The sequence below is a fragment of the Colwellia sp. KU-HH00111 genome (genome assembly GCF_040362745.1).
Lineage (GTDB): Bacteria > Pseudomonadota > Gammaproteobacteria > Enterobacterales > Alteromonadaceae > Colwellia.
Genome location: NZ_BAABWO010000006.1, coordinates 127,352 through 151,041, shown reverse-complemented (window position 1 = coordinate 151,041; position 23,690 = coordinate 127,352). Strand labels below are relative to the sequence as shown.

The window sequence follows — 23,690 nt, the reverse complement described above, 5'->3', positions numbered from 1 at the left end:
TAAATACAATGTCTATTATAAAAAATATTAAGGGTAAGCTTTTACTTTGCATTTCAATCATGTTGTTTAGTTCATACACGCTCGCCGAAGTGTCTGTGATAGTAAATTCAGGAAATGGTGCAACTATCTCAGATGATGATGTTTCACGGATTTTTTTGGGTAAAATAAAAGCATTTTCAACGGGTGATACTATTACCATTGTCAATTTAAAATATAACAATGCAACCAGAAATGAATTTGAAGAAAAAGTATTAAATAAAAAAGCGAGCCAAGTGAAAGCTTATTGGTCAAAACTCATGTTTTCAGGGAAAGGTAAGCCCCCAAAAGAACTTGCAAACGATAAAGCGATTTTAGCCTTTGTTGCTGCAAATCCTGGCGCCATTGGTTATGTGGCTAAAGCGAGTGTTGATGGTTCTGTGAAAGTAGTTAAAACATTTTAATTGAGCCATCCTAAGTATATAACGTGGTAAAGTGTTGGACCAATGAATAGAAAAAAACGAGCCATTTGGCTCGTTTTTTGTTTGATTATCAACCTGTTTAAGGTTAATTAAAGCAATTGAAACTTATGCAAAGTTTGCTTGTGCAAACTCCCAATTGGCTAATGCCCAAAAAGCTTCCATATAGCTAGGACGAAGATTACGGTAGTCAATATAATAAGCGTGCTCCCATAAATCAACCGTAATTAGTGGGGTAACGTTATCGTCAGTTAATGGTGTAGCCGCATTCGAAGTATTAACAATCGCTAAGCTACCATCAGAATTTTTCACTAACCATGTCCAGCTCGAACCAAAGTTATTAATTGCGCTTTCGGTAAATTTTGCTTTAAAATCAGCAAAAGAACCAAAGCTAGCATTGATTGCTTCAGCTAATGCGCCAGAAGGTTCACCACCGCCATTAGGACTTAAACTATTCCAGTAGAAGGTATGATTCCAAATTTGTGCTGCATTGTTAAATACACCACCAGTAGATGATTTTACAATTTCTTCTAATGACTTGGTTGCAAAGTCAGTGTTTTCAATTAAACCGTTTAACTTTACTACGTAGGTGTTATGGTGCTTTCCATAGTGAAACGATAAAGTTTCTGCAGAAATGTGCGGTTCTAAAGCATCTTGTTCATAAGGTAATGCAGGTAATTCAATAGCCATTTTGCTCTCCAATTTTTTTATCTTAAAAGTTATAAGGTATTTAAGAAGAAAGGGTGTCTTTTTTACTAAAACTTGAGTAAAATACTCAAGTATTAAGTTTATACTATATTGTCTTATTACGATATAGGTTTTCTTCAGCTATTTTCAAGCATTAAAAATTTTATTTTAGGTATTTATTATCTTGAATTGAAAAATTGAGTTTTATCACCATATGTTTACATTGAAACATCAACAGAAATAATTTATTAGAGGTTAATATGGATACGATTGAACGTATTAAAGAACAAATTAGTGAAAATGCCGTTTTATTATATATGAAAGGCTCACCTAAGTTACCAAGTTGCGGCTTTTCTTCTCAAGCATCTCAAGCATTGATTTCTTGTGATGAGCAATTTGCCTATGTTGATATTTTGCAAAACCCTGATATTAGAGCGGAATTACCAAAGTATGCAGACTGGCCTACCTTCCCTCAGCTTTGGGTTAATGGTGAGTTAGTTGGCGGTTGTGATATTATTTTAGAAATGTTTCAACAAGGCGAGCTACAAACGTTAGTTAAAGAAGCAGCGGCTAAAAACGTTTCGGAATAGAATCTTAAGTAATTCTATTGTTTTTCTTGAAAAATTGATATTTGTCACAATACTAGTGATAGTTTATCATTCTCATATCGAGAAATTAATAAAATAAATGGAGAGTAAAATGAGCGTATTAGTTGGTCGTCCCGCACCAGATTTTACAGCTGCTGCAGTATTAGGTAGTGGCGAAATTGTTGATGGTTTTACATTAAGTGAAGCAATTAAGGGTAAAAAAGCGGTAGTTTTTTTCTACCCGTTAGACTTTACTTTTGTATGTCCGTCTGAGCTTTTAGCTTTTGATCACCGTATGGAAGAATTCAAGAGTCGTGGTGTAGAAGTTATTGGTGTTTCTATTGATTCACAGTTTTCACATAACGCTTGGCGTAATACCCCAGTAAATGATGGTGGTATTGGCCCAGTTCAGTACACTTTAGTTGCTGATGTTAAACATGAAATTTGTCAAGCTTATGATGTTGAACATCCAGAAGCTGGCGTTGCATTTCGTGGTTCTTTCTTAATTGATGAAGAAGGTAATGTTCGTCACCAAGTTGTGAATGATTTACCATTAGGCCGCAACGTAGATGAAATGATTCGTATGGTTGATGCACTACAATTTCACCAAGACCACGGCGAAGTTTGTCCAGCAGGTTGGAATAAAGGCGATAAAGGCATGACAGCGTCACCAGACGGTGTTGCAGCTTACCTTACAGATAATGCCGACCAACTTTAATAGTGACGGGTTATTAATGGCAAGCTAAATTCAATGCTTGTTATTCAATTGATATAAAGGTTAGTGTTTTTGACACTAACCTTTTTTTTGTATTAATTATCGCTATTCACTAGTGGCCACCCGCCTAAATCATGCCATTTATTGACAATATAGCAGAACAATTCTGCTGTTTTTTCAGTATCATACAATGCTGAGTGAGCTTCACTATTGCTAAAATCTATATTGGCGGCCTCGCAGGCTTTGGCCAACACGGTTTGTCCTAGAGCAAGTCCGGCCAAGGTGGTGGTGTCAAAACTCACAAAGCCATGAAATGGACTACGCTTTATTTTGCTGCGGGTGGTTGCAGCATTTAAAAAACCTAAATCAAATGCGGCATTGTGGGCTACAATAATGGCGCGTTGACAACCGGCTAACTTCATTTTTTTTCTGACCAATTTAAATATTGCTTTTAAAGCAACGTCTTCATCAACAGCCCCACGTAGAGGGTTACTCGGATCAATACCAGTAAACTCTAATGCTTTAGGCTCTAAATTTGCGCCTTCAAATGGGTTTACATTAAATTGTATCGTTTCATCTAAGTAAAACTTTCCAGTGGTTTCATCTAGAGCTAAAACAGAGGCGGCAATCTCTAATAGCGCATCTGTTTGGGCATTAAAACCACCTGTTTCAACATCAATGACCACAGGAAAGTAACCACGAAAACGTTCAGCAAAAAGCGGCTTTGCCGTGCTGGCTTGAGTGATGATATCGGTATTTTTTTGATTTAAGGTCTCTAAGCTTGATGACATATTTTTTAGGGATAAGATCATTGAAGAAAATTTACCGTGATTATCTCAGAAAAAGCCAAAGTAAGATAATTTAATTTGTTAACGCAAATTCAATAATTAAATGCTAAAGTTACTATTGAAAGGGTCGATACAGAATTAAGCCAATTATAAACTTCGTGTAACTATTATGAAAAGACACTCTTGTGCAATCGGTAATCCAATTATCGTTTATTTACCTAGCTACCTTTTCCTAGCTAAGGTGTTTTTCATTATGGCATTTTTTGTTAGTTTACTTCCCAATAATGCCCTAGCCGGTATTCGTCAATATAGCGCTGATCTCAACAGCTCTAAATGGCAACTTGCTAACGATTCAAGGCTACAATGCACGTTAGCTCACCAAATTCCTCATTATGGGCAAGCTCGATTTTCCGCAAAAGCAAGTCGTCAGCTTAATATGGAATTTGAATTAGATATGATGCTACTACCTGATAGCTACTCTCTAGCACAGGTTCGCAGCGAATCTCCTAAATGGCGGCCCGGATACGGTGGCAAAGTTTTAGCTAACATGAAACTCCATAAGCAGTTTACCCCTAGTTTACCTAAAAAAGTCGCTTGGACCATGTTAAGTGAGCTTGAGCAAGGGATGAGCCCAACTTTTTATTATAATGATTGGCATAGTGAGCAAGATAAAATATCGGTTGGTTTATCTACAGCTCGCTTTAAAGGTGCTTACCGAAATTTTGTTACCTGCGTGAGTAATTTACTGAATTATAGTTTCGAGGACATTGCTTACACGGTATTAAATTATCAGTCTAATAGTGATAAGTTTACTAAAGCATCACAAAGACGCATTGATATGATCCGAGAATATTTAAGTTTGGACCCTGATCTTGAACTCGTTTTGGTTGATGCCTACTCAGATAGTTATGGTGGCCGATGGTCAAATTTGAAGTTGTCAGAAAAAAGAGCGATGAAAATTCGTGATTACTTTGTCAAAAATGGTATTGATGCCAGCCGTATCGAAGCGACAGGTTATGGTGAAAAACGCCATATAGCCTCTAATGAAACTACATTAGGTCGTGGCAAAAACCGACGTGTTGTTATTCAAATGCAAAAATTGTAGCTAAAGCATTACATTTGGTTGTTATTCTATAAAAATAACCGCCTAGTGAGTTTGATAAAAAGTTGAACAGGCTAGTAGATTCGAAGTAATCTACTAGCCTGTTTTTTTGTCTATATTTTAGGATTCTCTAAATGAAAAATTTTAATCGGTTAATAGTGTTATTTACTTTAACCTTGTCGCAGTGGGCTTTAGCTAATACCTCGGTCACTCATCAGGTACGAAATGATGCTTATACCTATGCAAACTATGATCAAGTGATCACCACACATCTATACTTGGATCTGGCGGTAGATTTTGAGCAAAAATCACTATTAGGTTTTGCCGAGTTGTCATTAAAATGGCTTAGCGATGACAGTCAACAAGTTATCCTAGATACTCGTGATTTAGTTATTGATAAAGTACTGGCGCAAAATGAGCAAGGTCAATGGCAAAAAGTGAGCTTTGATTTAGCCAAGCGTGATGATGTACTAGGCGCTAAATTGACCATTAACGCTGTCAATCAAACAAAGAAACTACGTATCTATTATAATTCTACTGAAAAAGCCTCAGGGTTACAGTGGTTATCACCCGAGCAAACTGCTGGTAAAGAAAAGCCGTTTTTATTTAGTCAAAACCAAGCGATTCATGCGCGTTCATGGATTCCTATTCAAGATACCCCGAGTGTTCGCGTAACCTACACCGCACGCATCCGCACAGACAAAGATTTACTTGCAGTAATGAGCGCAAATAACGAACCAGACACAACACGCGATGGTGATTATTCTTTCTCAATGCCACAAGCTATCCCGGCTTATTTAATTGCGATTGGCGTGGGTGATCTTCACTTTAAAGCAATGAGTCATCAAACAGGAATTTATGCTGAAGCAAACATATTAGATGCAGCGGTTGCTGAGTTTGATGATACTCAAGCCATGATAGATAAAGCCGAACAGATGTATGGTAAATACCGTTGGGGTCGTTATGATCTACTAATTTTACCACCAAGCTTTCCTTTTGGTGGCATGGAAAATCCGCGCTTATCATTTATTACTCCTACCGTAATTGCAGGAGATAAAAGTTTAGTTAATTTAATAGCCCATGAGCTAGCACATTCTTGGTCTGGTAATTTGGTGACTAATGAAAGCTGGCGAGATCTCTGGTTAAATGAAGGTTTTACCAGTTATGTTGAAAACCGTATTATGGAAGCAGTATTTGGTAAAAACAGAGCAATTATGGAGCAAGCTCTTGATGCACAAGGGCTAAACCATGAAATCGCCGAACTAGCGCCTGGAGACACACAGCTTTATATTGATTTAAAAGGTCGTGATCCAGATGATGCTTTTTCAAGCGTACCTTATACTAAAGGTCAATTATTCCTTATCTATTTAGAGAAAAAATTTGGTCGTGAACGCTTCGATGCTTTTGTATTGGACTACTTTGATAGTCATGCCTTTGAAAGTTTAGGCACTGCTAATTTTGTTAAATACCTTAAAGCTAACCTCACACACAAATATCCGAATATCGTCAGTGATAACGAAGTAAACGAATGGATTTATCAACAAGGTTTACCGGCGTTTGTACCTAAACCTACATCGAGCGCATTTAGTATCGTTGATAAACAAATATCTCAATGGTTAGCAGACGACATCACGTTAGTTCAATTACCTTCGGCGAAATGGACCTTGCATGAATGGTTGCATTTTATAAATAACTTACCTTTAGATATCAAGGTTGAGCGTATGACAGCACTTGATAAACAATTCAATCTAACCAATAGTAACAATGCAGAGATAGCTCACGCGTGGTATTTATTAGCAGTACGTGCGGGTTACGATGTTGTCTATCCTGCAATGTCTAAGTATTTAATAGCCATTGGCCGCCGTAAGTTAATTGTACCTTTGTATAAAGAATTGGCACAAACCGAGCAAGGCAAAGCATGGGCATTAAAAGTCTATCAACAAGCTCGACCGGGATATCATGGTCTTGCCCAAGGCACTATTGATGGTATTTTAAAAAAATAGTCTCAAACTCCCTTGTTATTTTATCTCATAATTAAAAGGCTCGGTTGAGCCTTTTTGCTATTCGCTGCCTAGAACTCTTGATATACTCCGTTCAATTATATTTTTCGTATTTTTTTTAGAGGTTTTGTGAATGTCGGAAGTTGAAAAACGCCCATCAAACTTTATTCGTCAAATTATTGATGCTGATCTTGCCAGTGGTAAGCACAATTCAGTGCAAACACGCTTTCCGCCAGAGCCAAATGGTTTTTTGCATATAGGTCATGCAAAATCTATTTGTTTAAATTTTGGTATTGCTAACGATTATAATGGCTTATGTAATTTACGCTTTGATGACACTAACCCTGAAAAAGAAGATATTGACTACGTTAATGCCATTAAAAAGGATGTTCAGTGGTTAGGATTTGAATGGGCAGGTGACGTTCATTACTCTTCTGATTACTTTGAACAATTACATGGATTTGCGGTAGAACTAATAGAGAAAGGGTTGGCATTTGTCTGTTTTTTAACGGGCGACGAAATGCGTGAGTACCGCGGTACCTTGAATAAGCCGGGAAAAAATAGTCCCTATAGAGACACCTCAGTTGAAGAAAACTTAGCGTTATTTGAAAAAATGCGTAAAGGTGAATTTAAAGAAGGTGAATGCTCTTTGCGCGCCAAAATAGATATGAGCTCAAGCTTTATGTGCATGCGTGATCCTATTATTTATCGTGTACGTTTTGCTCATCATCATCAAACAGGCGATAAATGGTGCATTTACCCAATGTATGATTTTACCCATTGTTTATCTGATGCGATTGAAGGTATTACACACTCTATTTGTACTTTGGAGTTTCAAGATAACCGTCGTTTGTATGATTGGGTTATTGATAACGCTTCTGTACCGGTTAAGCCCCATCAGTATGAATTTTCACGCTTAAACCTTGAATATACATTAATGAGTAAGCGCAAATTAAATACCTTAGTGGAAGAAAAGCTAGTTGATGGCTGGGATGATCCGCGTATGCCTACGATTGCAGGTTTTAGACGTCGTGGCTACACTCCCGCATCATTACGTGAATTTGCAAAACGCATCGGCGTGACTAAGATGGAAAATACCGTTGAAATGAGCGTGCTAGAAGCTTGCATCCGCGAAGATTTAAATGATAATGCGCCACGAGCAATGGCCGTGCTTGATCCGATTAAATTGGTTATTGAGAATTACCCAGCCGGTAAAACTGAAGACTTAATTGTTAAAAATCATCCAAGTGATGAAAGTCAAGGTACACGAGTTGTCCCGTTTAGCGGCGAATTATATATTGAAGCGGAAGACTTTAGAGAAGAAGCAAATAAAAAATATAAACGCTTGGTACTTGATAAAGCAGTGCGTCTTCGTGGTGCTTATGTCGTTACAGCTACTCGATGTGATAAAGACGAACAGGGCAATGTGACTACAGTGTATTGTAATTATCTTGACGATACTTTAGGTAAAAATCCAACGGATGGCACTAAACCTAAAGGGGTAATACATTGGGTTGATGCTGATAAAGCGCTTGATGCGACAGTGCGTTTATATGATAGATTATTTACTGTTCCTAATCCTGCCGCTGAAAATGATTTTCATCAAGTTATGAACCCTGAATCATTAGTAACTATTGAGCAAGCCAAGGTAGAGCCATCGTTAATTGATGCAAAACCTGAACAAGCATTTCAGTTTGAACGACAAGGTTACTTTTGTTTAGACAATGATGAAAAGAGTGCACGTGCTTTAGTGTTTAACCGTACCGTTGGGTTACGTGATACTTGGGCAAAAATAGCCGGGTAAAGGTTAAGTTGGTTTGAACCAATAAAAAAGGCAGATGCTAATACATCTGCCTTTTGGTTATTATTTATTTAAATGAAAAGTTAACGCCTTGCTAAATTTTAGGAATGCGAATCTTCTTCTCTTCACTTTGTCGATAAATAATTAACGTTTTACCAATTACTTGGATTTTAGTTGAATTAGTTTCGCGACAAATAGCTTCAACAATTAAAGCTTTTGTGTCTCTGTCATCGGTTGGGATTTTCACTTTAATTAATTCGTGATGATTAAGGGCATAATCTATTTCAGCAACAACGGCCTCTGTTAAGCCGTTATTTCCGAGTAAAACAACCGGTTTTAGTGGGTGAGCAACCCCTTTTAAATATTGAATTTGCTTTTTATTTAGGTTCATTAAGATTTTTCGATAGTCGTTAACTTGAATTAACGCTATTTTACCCTTATCTAACTACTAATATCTATAAATAGTCGAAATTATGGCAAAGAAAAAACATACAGCAAGCTCTCAGCGTTGGCTAGACGAGCATTTTGAAGATGAATACGTGAAAAAAGCTCAAAAATTAGGGTTACGATCACGTGCTGTTTTTAAAATTGAAGAAATTAATAACAAAGATAAATTAATTAAAGCCGGAATGAAGGTGGTTGATTTAGGCGCAGCTCCAGGAGGTTGGTCTGAATATGCGGTTAAAGCGGTTGGTGATAATGGACAAGTCATTGCTTGTGACATTTTGCCTATGGACGCTATCGCCGGCGTTGACTTTTTAGAAGGTGATTTTCGCGAAGAAGCAGTGCTTAATGCCTTGTTAACGCGCATTAACGGCAAGAATATTGATGTAGTAATGTCGGATATGGCAGCAAATATGACCGGCAATGAAAGTGCTGACTCTGCTCGCAGCATGTACTTAGTTGAACTGGCGTTAGATATGTGTCATCAAGTATTGAAACCACAAGGTGCTTTTGTCGTAAAAGTTTTTCAAGGAGCCGGTTTTGAAGAGTTTATGAAAGAGGTTAGAGCGGTATTCACTTCAGTTAAAACACGAAAACCTGAATCTTCACGTGCCCGTTCGCGTGAGGTATACCTTGTTGCCACCGGTTATAAAGGTTAATGTTTATAACCAGAGCACTTGTTTTGACGCAATTATTTATCAAGTGTAGAGTAATTAAGTTGTTACTAGTTGTAAATACAGACTAAAGTAAATTAGCGACAAGGCTTGAATTGTAGTAAATTAGGCACAATAACGTATAACAGTTATGTTTGTACAAATTCATCAAACCCAAAGAGGTCATTAAGTTGAGCGATATGGCAAAAAATCTTATTTTATGGTTAGTAATAGCCGTTGTTTTAATGTCTGTTTTTCAGAGTTTTTCTCCTAATACAGCCAATGAAGAGCAAATGGACTACACCCGTTTTATCACTGATGTTCGTCAAGGACAAATTCGTGATGCTAACGTCGACAGAAATGGCGTTATTACTGGGGAAAAACGTAGTGGTGAAGCATATACTACAACAATACCCGGTGGTTATGACCGTGATTTAATTAATGATCTCGTCAAGCAGGGCGTTCGTGCAAAAGGTAAATTACCAGAAGAAACCAGCTTTTTAACGACCATTTTTGTGTCATGGTTCCCGATGATCTTGCTTATAGGGGTATGGATTTTCTTCATGCGTCAAATGCAAGGTGGGGGCGGTAAAGGTGCCATGTCATTTGGTAAATCTAAAGCACGTCAATTGGGTGAAGAACAAATAAAAACAACGTTTGCTGATGTTGCAGGTTGTGACGAAGCAAAAGAAGATGTTGCTGAATTAGTTGAATATCTAAAAGAGCCAAGTAAGTTCCAAAAGTTAGGTGGGCGTATTCCATCAGGTATTTTATTAGTAGGTCAACCGGGTACGGGTAAAACATTACTAGCAAAAGCTATTGCTGGTGAAGCCAAGGTACCGTTTTTCACTATATCAGGTTCAGATTTTGTTGAAATGTTTGTTGGTGTCGGTGCGTCGCGTGTTCGTGATATGTTTGAACAAGCAAAAAAATCAGCCCCTTGTATCATTTTTATTGATGAAATTGATGCAGTAGGTCGTCAACGTGGTGCAGGTCTTGGTGGTGGTCATGATGAGCGTGAGCAAACCTTAAACCAAATGTTAGTAGAAATGGATGGCTTTGAAGGCAATGAAGGCGTTATTGTTATTGCAGCAACTAACCGCCCTGACGTATTAGATCCAGCGTTATTGCGCCCCGGTCGTTTTGACCGTCAAGTAACGGTAGGTTTACCGGATGTTCGTGGTCGTGAGCAAATTTTAAAAGTGCATATGCGTAAAGTGCCTTTAGGTGATGATGTGAAAGCCTCTGTTATTGCCCGAGGTACACCTGGTTTTTCAGGGGCGGATTTAGCCAACTTGGTAAACGAAGCGGCTTTATGGGCTGCTCGTACTTCACGTCGTACTGTATGTATGCATGAGTTTGACAAAGCTAAAGATAAAATCATGATGGGCTCAGAGCGTAAGTCTATGGTGATGAGCGAATCTGAAAAAGAAATGACCGCTTACCATGAAGCAGGGCACGCTATAATCGGACGTTTAGTGCCAGATCATGATCCCGTTTATAAGGTAAGTATTATTCCGCGTGGTCGTGCGCTAGGTGTGACCATGTACTTGCCTGAACAAGACAGATTTAGCCATTCTAAACAACATTTAGAAAGTAATATTTCTTCGCTGTTTGGTGGTCGTGTTGCTGAAGAGGTCATTTATGGTAGTGATAAAGTATCAACAGGTGCCTCTAATGATATCGAGCGTGCAACGAATATTGCCCGTAAAATGGTTACACAATGGGGCTTGTCAGATAAAATGGGTCCAATGCTTTTCGCTGAGGAAGAAGGCGAAGTATTCTTAGGTCGCACGTCAGCCAAGTCATTGCATATGTCCGATGAAACGGCGAAAGCCATTGATGAAGAAATTAAAGCGGTAATTGATAGAAACTATCAACGCGCTGAAAAAATGATCAAAGATAATATAGACATATTACATGCAATGAAAGATTCATTGATGAAGTATGAAACGATTGATGCGCTGCAAATTGATGATTTAATGGCAAGAACAGCCGTTAGAGCGCCTTCTGGATGGGATGACAGTGATTCTAACTCTAGTTCTAATTCAAGCTCGAATTCGAATGAAGGTGGCTCTGCTAAAAAATCAACAGAGCAAGATGGTGATATCGAACCTACACCAGATCTGTCAGAGCCTAATAGTGATGCACCAGTTAAGTAGTCTGTAATTAATAGCCAAACATAAGCCTCGGTGTGAAAACCCCGAGGCTTTATTTTATCTAATTCCCAATGCAAGTCTAATGCTTTGGCAAAAGAACACTCATTTATGAATATAAGTACACACGCTATGTCAGCATTTAAACCAGTTAAGGTCATGGGCATATTGAATGTCACGCCTGATTCATTCTCTGATGGCGGAAAGTTTTCGAGTTTTGATAAGGCACTCACTCAAGTTGAGTTAATGATAATCAATGGTGTAGACATTATTGATATTGGCGGAGAATCAACACGACCAGGGGCTGCTGAAGTCAGTGAAAAAGATGAAATAGCACGGGTTATCCCCTTATTAAAAGCAATCAAATCACGTTTTGATATTAGTGTTTCTATTGATACAAGCAAATCGGCAGTAATGAGCGAAGCGATTACATACGGCGCAGATATGATAAATGACGTGCGAGCATTACAGAATAAAGGTTGTTTGGATGTGGTTGCTCAAAGTGACGTGACTGTTTGTTTAATGCACATGCAAGGTATGCCAAGAACTATGCAAGCAAATCCTCAGTACAATGATGTTATAACCGATATCATTGATTTTTTTCAGCAACGAATCACTAGTTGTGAGCAGCAGGCGATTGATAAATCACGTTTGATACTAGATCCTGGCTTTGGCTTTGGTAAAACGTTAGCACATAACTACCAAATGTTGGCACACTTTGCTGAATTTAAACAACTGAAACTGCCATTACTTGCGGGGATGTCACGCAAGTCAATGTTAGGGGATGTATTAAATAGAGATGTCGAACATCGCTTAGCAGGTAGTTTAACGGCTGCTATTGTTGCCGTTCAGCAAGGGGCAAGTATAATACGGGTTCATGATGTAGCTGAAACAGTAGATGCAATTAAAGTATTAACCGAAGTTGCTCAATATTCAAATAATCACTAATTAATCGTGTTTATAAAGAAACACCTTAATTATGTAATACAGCATTAAATCGTGCTGAGCAGAACTAACAGAAGGAAATAAAATGGCTAGTCGTAAATATTTTGGTACCGATGGCGTGCGAGGTTTAGTTGGGCAATACCCTATCACACCCGAATTTGTGATGAAGCTTGGCTATGCTGCTGGAAAAGTGCTTGCAGCACAAGGGACTAAAAAAGTGCTCATCGGGAAAGATACGCGAATTTCTGGTTACATGCTTGAATCAGCACTAGAAGCTGGGTTTTCGGCTGCAGGTATTGATATTGGCTTATTAGGCCCAATGCCAACTCCGGGTATCGCTTATTTAACCAAAACGTTTCGTGCAGAGGCTGGCATTGTCATTAGTGCGTCACATAATCCTTATTACGATAATGGTATTAAATTCTTTTCACAAGATGGTCAAAAATTGCCAGACGAGGTTGAGTTAGCGATTGAAGCAGAATTAGATAAACCTATGGGCTGTGTTGACTCAGCAAAACTTGGCAAAGCAAATCGAATTGAAGATGCAGCGGGTCGTTATATTGAATTTTGTAAATCAAATTTTCCAAGCCAATTGTCATTAAGCAACTTAACTATTGTGGTTGACTCTGCCCATGGTGCCACTTACCACATAGCACCGAATGTTTTTCGCGAGTTAGGTGCTACCGTTATTGAGGTAGGTACTCAACCTAATGGAACCAACATTAATGATGGCTGCGGTGCAACCTCGATGAAAGCTATTAGTGAAGCGGTCATTGAACATAAAGCTGACTTAGGTATCGCCCTCGATGGTGATGGTGATCGCTTAATGATGGTCGATCACACAGGTTATGTCATTGATGGCGATGAAGCGGTCTATATCATTGCTTGTAATGATTTAAAATCGGGTAGTTTAAAAGGTGGGGTCGTCGGCACATTAATGAGTAATATGGGGCTTGAACTTGCGCTAGAGGCGTTAGATATTCCATTTGCTCGTAGTAACGTTGGTGATCGCTATGTGATGGAAATGTTACGTGAAAAAGGTTGGCAGTTAGGCGCGGAAAACTCAGGCCACATTATTAACTTGAACCATACCTCAACAGGTGACGGTATCATTGCAGCGCTGAATGTTTTAACCGCTGTGTGCCAGCTAGGTAAGTCGTTATATCAATTACGTCAAGGGATGACTATGTTGCCGCAAATATTGGTCAATGTGCGCTTTAACGGTGATCATAATCCAATTGACGCGCCGAATGTGCAAGCATCAGTTGAGAAGGCTAATAGCCAACTCTCTGGACGTGGAAGAGTATTACTTCGAAAATCAGGAACAGAGCCTTTAATTAGAGTCATGGTGGAAGGTTCTAACTTAGACGAAGTAACAAACTTAGCGAATGAAATCGCTGATTCAGTAAAATTAGCAAGCTAACTGAGTAAATAACCAACAAACACAAACAAATTTTACGCTAATGACACAGGTTTTTAACTTAAAACTTGTAAGTTATTCTCAGGTTGGTTAATATCTCGCGGCTTCATTTTGCAATATATTGAAAGTGGAAAGAGGATTTATAATGACCAGACGTGCAATCGTTGCAGCAAACTGGAAAATGAATGGTGATTTAGCCTTAGTTAACACTATGGTTTCAGGCCTAGCAAACGTTGAATTACAAGACAATGTCAACGTAGTGGTGTGCCCAAGTTCTCCTTATTTATCTGAACTTTCTGCGCAGGTTAAAACCAAGCAGTTAAGTGCTGCCATTTCAATAGGTGCACAAAATGTAAGTGAGCATAAGCAGGGCGCATATACTGGTGAAATTTCTACACAAATGTTACAGGAATTATCAGTAAAGTTTGTTATTATAGGACACTCTGAGCGTAGAAGTTATTATCATGAATCTTCTACTCAAATTGCTCATAAAGTTCATACGGCATTAACAGCTGGTTTAACACCCATTCTATGTATTGGTGAAAGCGAAGCCGAACGAGCAATGGAGCAAACAGACACAGTACTTGCTGCTCAATTGCAACCTGTTATTGATGAAATAGGCATAGAAAAATTTAATGATGTTGTTATCGCTTATGAGCCTGTTTGGGCGATAGGGACAGGAAAAACAGCATCAAGTGAGATGGCACAAGAAACACATCAATTTATTCGCCAGTTCTTAGCGCAAGCTGATGAAGATGTGGCGGCTAAAGTGCCTTTGTTATACGGTGGCAGCGTTAATGCGTCAAACTGTGAAGAATTATTCGCACAATCTGATATAGACGGTGGTCTTATTGGCGGTGCTAGTCTACAAGTTGAGCAGTTTAAAATCATTTGCTCAGCAGCGAAAGGAAAGTAAAAATGTTGTATCAAGTTTTAATTATAGCTTACGTATTAATTGCTTTAACCCTAATTGGATTAGTATTAATTCAACAAGGTAAAGGTGCCGATATGGGTGCATCTTTTGGTGCTGGTTCATCTGCTACCGTGTTTGGTGCCGGTGGCTCAGGTAATTTCTTAACTAAAATGACTACTTGGTTAGCGATCGGCTTTTTTGTTATCAGTCTCGTGCTAGGTAACTTAACGGCTAATCGTACTAAAGCGGTTGAAGAATGGAATGACTTAAGTCAACCTGTTAGCGAGCAAACTATAGCAACTGATGCTATTCCAGATGAAAGCGCAGAGCCAAAAGCTATTGAGAGCGTAAACTCTGATGTCCCTGCTGCTGATACTGTTGTCAACAAAAACGATGATAGTGACGTACCAAAGTAATAGGTACTGAAAAACAATATTAATTTAGTTTTGCGCGGATGTGGCGGAATTGGTAGACGCGCCAGCTTGAGGGGCTGGTGACTTAGGTCGTGGGGGTTCAAGTCCCCCCATCCGCACCACTAAATTAAACAAAGAAGAACGAAACAGACCGTTAAGCCTTTAAAAATAAAGCTTAGCGGTTTTTTTATGTCTGAGTTGGTCTCATTTAAAACAGTTACTAGAAAGACAACACCACAAACGAATGTCGTGAACAAGGGCTTTTAAAATCAACCCCTGCTTCTAGACCCATTAACCTTCATTGAGGCAATAATTAATTAGTCTGCTTAGTCTTACCTTAAAATGTAATATCATATACAGTTTAAGGGCTTATTAACGGCAAAGTTACTGTGAACGAAGTCGCTTTGTAAGGTTCGCTGCTAAAGCTGATGCTACCTTTATGTAGTTCTACTATTTTTTTTGAAATGGACAAGCCTAAACCTGTGCCACCTAATTCACGGGTATTACTGTTGTCAGCTTGAGTAAACTTTTCAAACACACTTGCTTTATATTGTTCTGGAATGCCAGGTCCATGATCAGTGACGGTAATACTGATGTTTTTCTCATCATGCTCAACATGAATTACTACCTCGTCATTTGCGGGCGAATACTTGCATGCATTGGATAATAAGTTGGTGATTACTTGTTTTAATCGATCTTCATCAACGCTTATATTGCAAGGCGCAAAGGCGGTTATTGTTAGTTCAACATTATACTGAGCGGCAAACGCTTGATTTTCTTCAACACACTGCTCAAGTAGCGTTTGCATCGAAACCTTCGAGTAATGTAAGTTGAGTTTACCTTTTTCAATTTTATCGATATCGAGCAAGTCATTAATTAGGAACAATAATCGCTCAGTATTTTTTTCGGCAACTTCAAGCATATTTTGTTTTTTATCAGCCGCTTGGTCAAGCACACCGCTGTTGATCAATTTTAAAGCACCTGAAATGGCTGTCAGTGGTGTTCTTAATTCATGGTTAACGGTGGATACGAAGTCTTCTTTGATATTTTCAGCTTTTTTTCTATCGCTAATATCAATAATCACACCATGCCAAAGTATTGAGCCGTCAGGCTCTACCTCAGGTGTAGAGTTTCCTGAAAGCCAGCTAAAGTCGCCATTTGAATAACACACGCGATATTCCATTTGCCAAGGCGTTAACGCTTGGGCTGATTCGTTTATTTTTTTGCTAAGTTCGGCAATATCATCAGGGTGAACCAAAGCCATAACTGAAGACGCATCCTCTTTAACTGATTCTGCGCTTACTCTATAGATTGTTTCAATCCCTTCACTTGCGTAAGGGAAACAGGCACTGCCATCAGGACGTAATCGGTATTGATATACTAAACCGGGTATGCGTTCAGTAATTTTTTTGTGTCGTAATGCGAGCGCATCAGATTTATCAGATAAGTTTCTTAAACCAAAGATCATTTGCCAGCCAAGGTAGGCAACAATTGCACTAAATACTCCCATATTCCATGTTAACAATAGCCAAGATAAGGGATGTGCTGAGTAGCTACTATAATCTAGACTAAAAATGATCCATTGCTGGGTTGCAGCATAACCAAGTATCATGATGTTAAAAATGATGGCTGTAATTAACAAGCAGGCTATTAAGGGTCTTAAAAACAGCATACTGGTGAATGCGAACAATACAATGAAAACCTTGCTATCAGAAACAGGCCCTAGTTGGAATAGTGCTGCAAATGAAGCTATCCATAGTATAGTAAGCAAGCTAGTCACTTTGACAAGATATGAGAGTTGATGCCGAGAAAGCCAACAAATCCATAAAATTGCCACTAGGATAATTTGAACAAGCATAAATAATTGAAAATCAATGAAAATAGAACGCCATAACGAAATAGCTAATGACGGGATTGCTGCAATCCCAAGTCCTAAATATACGTCATTGACGAGCTTAGCTCTGAGTGACTCAATTACCGTGTGATTTTTATTGGTAGTGTGCTTGATACTAACCCCGTGTTTTATTTTTTGTTTCCTATTGTTTTCAGTATCCATGTAAAGATGAAGTTTGTAAAATAATTATGCTGGCATTTTTAGCTGATTCAGTGTTTTAGCATGGTAAATGCTACTTTTTTTGCCCAAGTTGAATAAGCAATTTTTGATGGATGGATACCATCTTCCCCAATGAACTCAGGTTTGAACGGTAAGTCAAAATTAATTACTGAGTGTTGCTCGTAAGTCGTTATCTCTTTCATCAATATATTATTTAATTTTTTAGCTCTTTGACCTAAGCACCATCTAAGAGGTGCAGGAATAGCGGTGAATTTTTGCATGGGTGGCACGCTAGTAAATATGATTTTTGGACTGTCAAACTTGGTCTCTAATAGGCTTATCAAGGTTTTTAGGTTGGTTTGCCATACACTGGCACGAGTGGGATGAGTGACATCATTAACACCAATTGAAACCAGCACATAATCATATTTTTGTGCTGTCAGGTAAGAGAGTGAGGTGATTAGATCAGTTGATGTAGCTCCAGTCTTAGCGAGTAACTGCCAATCTACTTTGTTTTTTTCCGCGAGTAATTTACAGAGTTGTCCCGCTAAGGCATCTTGTTGTTGCTTTACACCCACGCCAGCTGCTGCAGAGTCGCCAATAATAAGAAGTTTAAGATTTGGGGGGCTATCATCAGTCAGCTCACAAGTTCCAATGCGTTCGCCACTAGGCTCAGGTAAGCGTACTATGGTTAGTTTTACCCAAAGGGCTTGCACCAGTAATAAAGGCGATATTAATAAGGTCATTACATTGCAGCAATGCTGGCTGAGCTTAGTGAATAGTTTCATTTATTGTTATAGTGAAAACCTTAAATGTTAAATTGATATTTTGGCAATAGAATCGCGTGAAACTAGCACAGGATCAAACGAATGGTTAATGTTGAGCTTTTTATGATTATAGACATTTTTTAAAACAAGTTTGGCTGCCATATGCCCCATTTCATTCACTGGATTGTCAATGGTTGTCAATTTAGGATATATATGCTGAGAAAAAATAATGTTATCAAAGCCGATTATTGATAAATCTTCAGGTAGAGAAAAATTATGTTCGCGGGCATAGGTCATTGCACCTGAGGCTATTTCATCATTAGCGCACACTAGTGCGGTAAAAGATAATTTTTGGCTAATAAACTTTTTAAGGCCTGCTTTCCCCCCTGTTTCTTTAAAGTCACCAACAAAAAACAAATCGCTGCTAAAGGGTAACTTGCTTTCGGCTAGAGCACGTTTATGTCCTGCAAGACGATCTTGTGAGTCAGGTTTAAATTGAGGACCTGCAATATAAGCAATTTTTGAATGCCCTTGGTCAATCACTGCTTTAGCTGCAAGGTAACCGCCGAGTTCATTGTTTAGGTGGATACAGTTATCTTCTATACCCGCAATCAAACGGCTCATAAAATAAACGGGGGTTTTTCCTTTGGTGAGCTTGACTAAATAGTCATCATCTAAGGCTTCGGTGTGAATGATTAAAGCATCACAGTTTCGGCTGATTAAAAAATCAATACCATCTTTTTCTTTGTCTGCTTCACTATGTCCTGTGGTGATAATAACATGCTTTCCGGCGGCTCTAAGTTCAGCTTCAATTCCGGCCATCATTTGCCCAAAAAAGGGACCATGTAGTTCAGATACTAATATTCCTACACTATTAGTACAGTTTGAGGCTAATGATTGAGCGATTGAGTTGGGACGATACCCTAACTCATTCATTGCATCTTCCACTTTTTGCCGGGTTTTGTCACTCACACGAGTACTTTTGTTAATTACCCGCGAAACGGTTGCAAGTGAAACACCGGCAAGGGTTGATACTTGATAAATTGTAGCCATGTAATTCCAATGCCTTTACGTTTATTCATTAAAAAGAGACTTTAAAAAACAAGATTCTAGCATGTTAAGAGGCGTTTTAACTAGCACAGTCACATTATTTACTAGCCAAGATTGGTGCATTAATTAATGTTGCTCTACGTGCGATTAATTCGTTGCCAATTTGCTGGTTTGTTGCGCACGTTAGAGGATAAAACATAATAAGCAATGCGCCTGCAAAAGCAAAAGCTGCAGGTATCCAGCTCATAAGGAGTTGCATGCCAGCTAAGGCACCATTAATGGTGTTTATGTCCATACCATCATACCCATAGCTTGCCAGTACTACTAAAACTAAGGCACCTGCGAAACCGCCACCGGTTTTTTGAACAAAAGTACCTGCGGAATAAATTAACCCTGTGGCTCTTCGTCCATTTTTCCATTCTGAATAATCAGCGGAATCACCTAACATGGAAAAAAATAAGGTGGGCATCATAGCTGCAAAGAATTCGGCACCACAACCTAAAATAAAGATACTCGTTACATCTCCTTGTGGGATCCAGTAAAACCCTGCTGTAAGAATACCGCTTAATGTCAATGACAAGATGAATAGTTTACGCTTTCCTAACTCTCTAGATAAATACCCCGTTGCCAAGGCGCCTAAAATAGAGACAATTAACAATGCGATAAAATACGTGCCGGCCATCAACTCATCACCAACATGGTATTTGAAGTAATACGCTATAACACCATATTTGATGCCATTAAACATCATGGTTAAAAAGCCCATCCCCAGCAATATTAACCAAGGCTTGTTGGTTAATAGATCAACCATATCTCGCTGAGTACCACTAAGAGTAGAAGCTTTGACGCAATTCGTGGTGTTTTTAATGAGTTTTTTAACTATTAACCACATGGCGATCATAACAATAAAGAAGAATAAGCCACTATAGAAATCTCGGTAGTAAAAAAACAGCGTGGTTGATAGTAAGGGTAAAATAATAAAAGGTAAATTTTTAAATAAATCACCTAACTCTGTTTTTAAGTTGCTCGACTGATCAACTTTGGGAATGATACGTTCTTTAGTGCTGGCAAATGTGATCAGCATTAGTACGATTAATAGAGCGGCAAATAGATACATTGTCTGTTGGTAGCCGACAGAATCATTTCCCTCGCCAAAATAGGCAACCAAATCAGGTAAAAAACCCATCACTAACAAACCGCCGGCAAACGCGCCTGCGAATCGAAAACTAGATAAACTGGTACGTTCAGTATCACTTGGGGTCATTACGCCCATCAGGGCAGAGTAGGGCACATTATTAACAGTATAAGCAAGCGTTAACCCTATGTAGGTCACGTAAGCATAGATGAGCTTATTACTATCACTGAAGTTTGGTGTGGTAAAACACAACACCATAAATAAAGCTAAAAAAGGGGTAGACCATAAGATCCATGGACGAAACTTACCCCATTTTGTGTGAGTTCTATCACCAATCATTCCCATGATAATATCGGTAACACCATCAGATAAGCGTACCACTAAAAATAACATTGCGGCAGCTGAGGCCGTTAAACCGAAAGTGTCGGTATAAAATACCGCAAGATAAGCTAGCGCACCGCGCCAAACAAGGTTTGCAGCGGCATCGCCCATGGCGTAACCAGCTTTTTCAAAGTACGGTAATTTATGCATGTTGTGTCCAGTGATATTGGTTTAATTGTTGCCTGATGAAAGAAAATTATCGATTGCTAATTAATCGTTTATATTCGTAACCACTCGCTTTTATGGTGCGCACTTGCGTGTTGTAGTTTACATGGACAATACCAAATCGTTTCAAATAGCCTTCAGCCCATTCAAAGTTATCCATCAAGCTCCAAGCAAAGTACCCTTTAACATTAACCCCTTTAATGATGGCATCGTTGACCGCGTTAAGGTGAACTTGGTAATAATCTATGCGATCTAAATCTTCGATACTACCATCAATTAGCTCATCTGCCATTGCAGCACCATTTTCTGTAATATAAATAGGTGGTAATGTATATTTATCATTGAGTGAAGTAAGTAACGTAGTTAGTGCATTTGGGTAAATTTCCCAGCCAATATCCGTTGTTGGCTCCGGTGGAGCGACCTGCACATAAGGTAGTTTGTTATCAGCTTTATAAATGGCTCGAGTGTAAAAGTTAACACCCAAAAAATCGAGAGGGTGAGCAATTATTTCCATATCGCCGGGTTGAATATCGGGTTGATTTTCATTAGATATCTGGTTAATAATCTCAGGATATTCACCATCAAAGAGAGGCTTTATATACCATTGGTTAAAATAGTCATCGGCATAACGACTTGCTGCTTGATCTGCTTCAGCGTTAGATTGAGGGTAACATGGGGTGAAATTTAACACGATTCCATGTTGAGAGTTAGGGCTGTTCTTATTAAGTACTTGCATGGCTAAACCATGTGCTAGTAATAAATGATGAGCGGCTTTACGTCCGTTTGCTTGTCCTATTTTACCCGGAGCATGAATCCCTATTTCATACCCTAAATAAGAGCTACAAAAGGGTTCGTTGAGTGTTGCATAAGAATGAACTAGATCACCAAAAGCTTGGCTAATAAGATCCGCATAATCACGAAATTTATAGGCAGTGTCTCGATTCAGCCAACCACCACTATCTTCTATATGTTGCGGTAAATCCCAATGATAAAGCGTTACAAAAACTTTAATGTTTTTTTTCTTTAACGCATTGAGAATATTTAAATAAAAATTGACGCCTTCAGTGTTTAAGTCACCTGATTGGGTAATAACTCTGGGCCAAGAAATTGATAAGCGATAAGCATCAACCCCCAAAGAATCTATTAATTCTATATCTTGTTGCCATAGTGAAAAATGGTCGCAGGCTATTAAACCGTTTGAACCGTCAATAACCTTTTGTGGGGTGTCACAAAAGGTGTCCCAAATACAGGGTAATCGTTTGTTCGCTCCGCCTTCGATTTGAAAAGCTGCAGTAGCAACACCATAAATAAAATCGGGTGAAAGCATGTTCGAGCTTTTGGGCAGAGAAAGTTTTACTGTCATTATAAAAAATACCTATTTAATAAAGTTTACTTGGTAAATCTATTGTTCAATCAATAATTGTTAGCGCTTACAAAACACTTGAAATAAAGTGATTAATAGTTTTTAATGAATAAATGAAAGCGCTTACATTTAGGTTAGTGTTTTCTGTTACCTAGGTCAACTAATTTTAATTATTAATATACGTATTAAAGTTAAATGTTTGATTTTTTTGTAAGGTCTTACTTTATAGAAGTGATTCTAATGCGCTGACAAGAGGCGATAAGCTATAAGGTAATACATATAAAAAGGCTAAGTAGCGCTTCGTAATTACATGCAAATTACATGGCCGATAATGAAAACAATCGACGAAAGAGGTAAAAAGAACATGATCATAAAAACAACGCTAGGCGACAATGTCATTAATGAACAGCAACCACAGAATTATCAGTTTGCATTAACTGCGCTTACTTCACTTTTTTTTATGTGGGGTTTTATTACCTGCTTAAATGACATTTTAATTCCACATTTAAAAGCGGTGTTTGAATTATCATACACGCAGGCAATGTTGATCCAATTTTGTTTTTTCTCGGCATACTTTTTGATTTCTTTACCTGCTGGTACACTGGTAAAAAGGGTAGGTTATCAAAAGGGTATAGTTATTGGCTTAACGATAGCAGCCTTTGGGTGTTTATGTTTTTATCCCGCTGCCGCTTTGCATAGTTACCCGGTGTTTTTATTAGCGCTATTTATTTTGGCCAGTGGTATTACCGTATTGCAAGTATCAGCCAATCCTTATGTCAGCAGGCTAGGGGATGCTAAAACTGCTTCAGCAAGATTAACACTTACACAGGCTTTTAATGCGCTAGGTACAACCGTTGCCCCTCTTTTTGGCGCGCTGTTAATATTAAATCATGCCGCTAACTCAATTTCTTCAAACGAAAATGCTCAAGCGGTACAAATGCCTTATGTTGTTCTTGCCGCTATGCTCCTTGGTTTGGCTGGAATCTTTGCCTATTTAAAGTTGCCTAAACTGATTGATAACCAACGCGAAGTTGATATAGATGAATCGTTAAGTAGTCCATGGCACCATCGACATTTAGTCTTAGGGGCAATAGGCATTTTTGTTTATGTGGGTGCTGAGGTTTCCATCGGCAGCTTTTTAGTCAGTTTTCTGGGTGAGCCAACCATTGCTGGTCTTGCAGAAGCAGACGCGGCGAAATACATTACTTATTATTGGGGCGGCGCTATGGTCGGTCGCTTTATTGGTGCAGGGGTGATGCAAAAAATTGCAGCAGGTAAAGTGCTTTGCTTTAATGCGGTTGTTGCAATAGGGCTGCTTATCATTGCCGTGACAACATCGGGAAAGCTCGCTATGTGGGCTATTTTGCTGGTTGGTGTATGTAATTCTATTATGTTTCCAACGATTTTTAGTTTAGCGATCACTGGATTAGGTAAAGACACAGGGCAAGGCTCGGGGATTTTGTGTTTAGCAATTGTTGGTGGTGCAATTGTGCCATTATTTCAAGGGATGATTGCCGATAACGTCGGGGTGCAAATGGCATTTTTATTACCTATTTTGTGCTATGGGTTTATTGCCCATTACGGTATTAGCGGTAGCCGGGTGAAAGTAAGCCCATAATTGTGGGTAAAAAACCTCATAACTAAAACATGGTTATGAGGTTAAGTGGTAAAGATACTACGAGTATCTTAAGCGATCT

Annotated in this window: 21 protein-coding genes and 1 tRNA gene; 14 read left to right on the top strand and 8 right to left on the bottom strand. The window is 38.7% G+C overall.

The genetic code is table 11. The features are described from left to right. The first annotated feature begins 8 nt into the window (after positions 1-8). Positions 9-440, top strand: a complete 432-nt coding sequence (locus tag ABXG98_RS12485; RefSeq protein WP_353539022.1) for a type 2 periplasmic-binding domain-containing protein — start codon at positions 9-11, stop codon at positions 438-440. 123 nt (positions 441-563) lie between these two features. Here ABXG98_RS12485 and sodB read toward each other — a convergent pair whose 3' ends face one another. After that, positions 564-1,145, bottom strand: a complete 582-nt coding sequence (gene sodB / locus ABXG98_RS12480; RefSeq protein WP_353539021.1) for a superoxide dismutase [Fe] — start codon at positions 1,143-1,145, stop codon at positions 564-566. A gap of 257 nt (positions 1,146-1,402) precedes the next feature. On the opposite strand from sodB, the gene grxD reads away from it, so the two are divergent. Continuing rightward, the gene (gene grxD, locus ABXG98_RS12475) at positions 1,403-1,732 is read left to right on the top strand and encodes a Grx4 family monothiol glutaredoxin (RefSeq protein ID WP_353539020.1); all 330 of its coding nucleotides are present in this window, start codon (positions 1,403-1,405) and stop codon (positions 1,730-1,732) included. A 109-nt stretch (positions 1,733-1,841) separates the two neighbouring features. Beyond that, positions 1,842-2,447, top strand: coding sequence for a peroxiredoxin (locus ABXG98_RS12470; protein WP_353539019.1), 606 nt, complete (start codon positions 1,842-1,844; stop codon positions 2,445-2,447). A gap of 92 nt (positions 2,448-2,539) precedes the next feature. Here ABXG98_RS12470 and rnt read toward each other — a convergent pair whose 3' ends face one another. After that, a complete protein-coding gene (gene rnt, locus ABXG98_RS12465) occupies positions 2,540-3,235 on the bottom strand; it encodes a ribonuclease T (RefSeq protein ID WP_353539171.1) in 696 nt (231 codons plus the stop codon). Between the two features lie 250 nt (positions 3,236-3,485). Here rnt and ABXG98_RS12460 point away from each other — a divergent pair, with 250 nt between their 5' ends. From ABXG98_RS12460 to glnS, 3 genes are all read left to right on the top strand, one after another. Beyond that, positions 3,486-4,337, top strand: a complete 852-nt coding sequence (locus ABXG98_RS12460) for a flagellar protein MotY (RefSeq protein ID WP_353539018.1) — start codon at positions 3,486-3,488, stop codon at positions 4,335-4,337. Between the two features lie 131 nt (positions 4,338-4,468). Continuing rightward, positions 4,469-6,337, top strand: coding sequence for a M1 family metallopeptidase (locus ABXG98_RS12455; protein ID WP_353539017.1), 1,869 nt, complete (start codon positions 4,469-4,471; stop codon positions 6,335-6,337). Positions 6,338-6,467: 130 nt separating this feature from the next. After that, positions 6,468-8,138 carry a glutamine--tRNA ligase gene (gene glnS, locus ABXG98_RS12450; RefSeq protein ID WP_353539016.1) on the top strand — a complete coding sequence of 557 codons (1,671 nt, stop codon included), beginning with the start codon at positions 6,468-6,470 and terminating at the stop codon, positions 8,136-8,138. A 91-nt stretch (positions 8,139-8,229) separates the two neighbouring features. Here glnS and yhbY read toward each other — a convergent pair whose 3' ends face one another. Then, positions 8,230-8,526, bottom strand: a complete 297-nt coding sequence (gene yhbY / locus ABXG98_RS12445; protein ID WP_353539015.1) for a ribosome assembly RNA-binding protein YhbY — start codon at positions 8,524-8,526, stop codon at positions 8,230-8,232. 82 nt (positions 8,527-8,608) lie between these two features. Here yhbY and rlmE point away from each other — a divergent pair, with 82 nt between their 5' ends. The 7 genes from rlmE to ABXG98_RS12410 all read left to right on the top strand — a co-directional run bounded on the left by rlmE (position 8,609) and on the right by ABXG98_RS12410 (position 15,201). Further along, on the top strand, positions 8,609-9,238 hold the full coding sequence (gene rlmE / locus ABXG98_RS12440; protein WP_353539014.1) for a 23S rRNA (uridine(2552)-2'-O)-methyltransferase RlmE: 630 nt from the start codon (positions 8,609-8,611) through the stop codon (positions 9,236-9,238). A 185-nt stretch (positions 9,239-9,423) separates the two neighbouring features. Further along, the gene (gene ftsH, locus ABXG98_RS12435) at positions 9,424-11,394 is read left to right on the top strand and encodes an ATP-dependent zinc metalloprotease FtsH (RefSeq protein ID WP_353539013.1); all 1,971 of its coding nucleotides are present in this window, start codon (positions 9,424-9,426) and stop codon (positions 11,392-11,394) included. A gap of 105 nt (positions 11,395-11,499) precedes the next feature. Continuing rightward, positions 11,500-12,336: a dihydropteroate synthase gene (folP, locus tag ABXG98_RS12430; protein ID WP_353539012.1), complete on the top strand. Its 837-nt coding sequence runs from the start codon at positions 11,500-11,502 to the stop codon at positions 12,334-12,336. Positions 12,337-12,418: 82 nt separating this feature from the next. Next, positions 12,419-13,756, top strand: coding sequence for a phosphoglucosamine mutase (gene glmM / locus ABXG98_RS12425; RefSeq protein WP_353539011.1), 1,338 nt, complete (start codon positions 12,419-12,421; stop codon positions 13,754-13,756). 142 nt (positions 13,757-13,898) lie between these two features. After that, on the top strand, positions 13,899-14,669 hold the full coding sequence (gene tpiA / locus ABXG98_RS12420; protein WP_353539010.1) for a triose-phosphate isomerase: 771 nt from the start codon (positions 13,899-13,901) through the stop codon (positions 14,667-14,669). 2 nt (positions 14,670-14,671) lie between these two features. Further along, positions 14,672-15,082 (top strand): preprotein translocase subunit SecG, encoded by a 411-nt coding sequence (secG, locus tag ABXG98_RS12415; RefSeq protein WP_353539009.1) that lies wholly within the window; start codon positions 14,672-14,674, stop codon positions 15,080-15,082. Between the two features lie 34 nt (positions 15,083-15,116). Then, positions 15,117-15,201 (top strand) — tRNA-Leu (locus ABXG98_RS12410). Between the two features lie 239 nt (positions 15,202-15,440). On the opposite strand, the gene ABXG98_RS12405 is transcribed toward ABXG98_RS12410, so the two are convergent. The 5 genes from ABXG98_RS12405 to ABXG98_RS12385 all read right to left on the bottom strand — a co-directional run bounded on the left by ABXG98_RS12405 (position 15,441) and on the right by ABXG98_RS12385 (position 21,993). Next, a complete protein-coding gene (locus ABXG98_RS12405; protein ID WP_353539008.1) occupies positions 15,441-17,135 on the bottom strand; it encodes a sensor histidine kinase in 1,695 nt (564 codons plus the stop codon). 47 nt (positions 17,136-17,182) lie between these two features. Next, a complete protein-coding gene (locus tag ABXG98_RS12400) occupies positions 17,183-17,878 on the bottom strand; it encodes an SGNH/GDSL hydrolase family protein (protein WP_353539007.1) in 696 nt (231 codons plus the stop codon). Positions 17,879-17,947: 69 nt separating this feature from the next. Then, positions 17,948-18,952, bottom strand: coding sequence for a LacI family DNA-binding transcriptional regulator (locus ABXG98_RS12395; protein ID WP_353539006.1), 1,005 nt, complete (start codon positions 18,950-18,952; stop codon positions 17,948-17,950). A gap of 94 nt (positions 18,953-19,046) precedes the next feature. Further along, a complete protein-coding gene (locus tag ABXG98_RS12390) occupies positions 19,047-20,615 on the bottom strand; it encodes an MFS transporter (RefSeq protein ID WP_353539005.1) in 1,569 nt (522 codons plus the stop codon). 46 nt (positions 20,616-20,661) lie between these two features. Continuing rightward, positions 20,662-21,993: a GH1 family beta-glucosidase gene (locus ABXG98_RS12385; protein WP_353539004.1), complete on the bottom strand. Its 1,332-nt coding sequence runs from the start codon at positions 21,991-21,993 to the stop codon at positions 20,662-20,664. A 364-nt stretch (positions 21,994-22,357) separates the two neighbouring features. On the opposite strand from ABXG98_RS12385, the gene ABXG98_RS12380 reads away from it, so the two are divergent. After that, entirely contained in the window at positions 22,358-23,611 is a 1,254-nt protein-coding gene (locus ABXG98_RS12380; RefSeq protein WP_353539003.1) for a sugar MFS transporter, read from the top strand. The last annotated feature ends 79 nt before the right edge of the window (positions 23,612-23,690 follow it).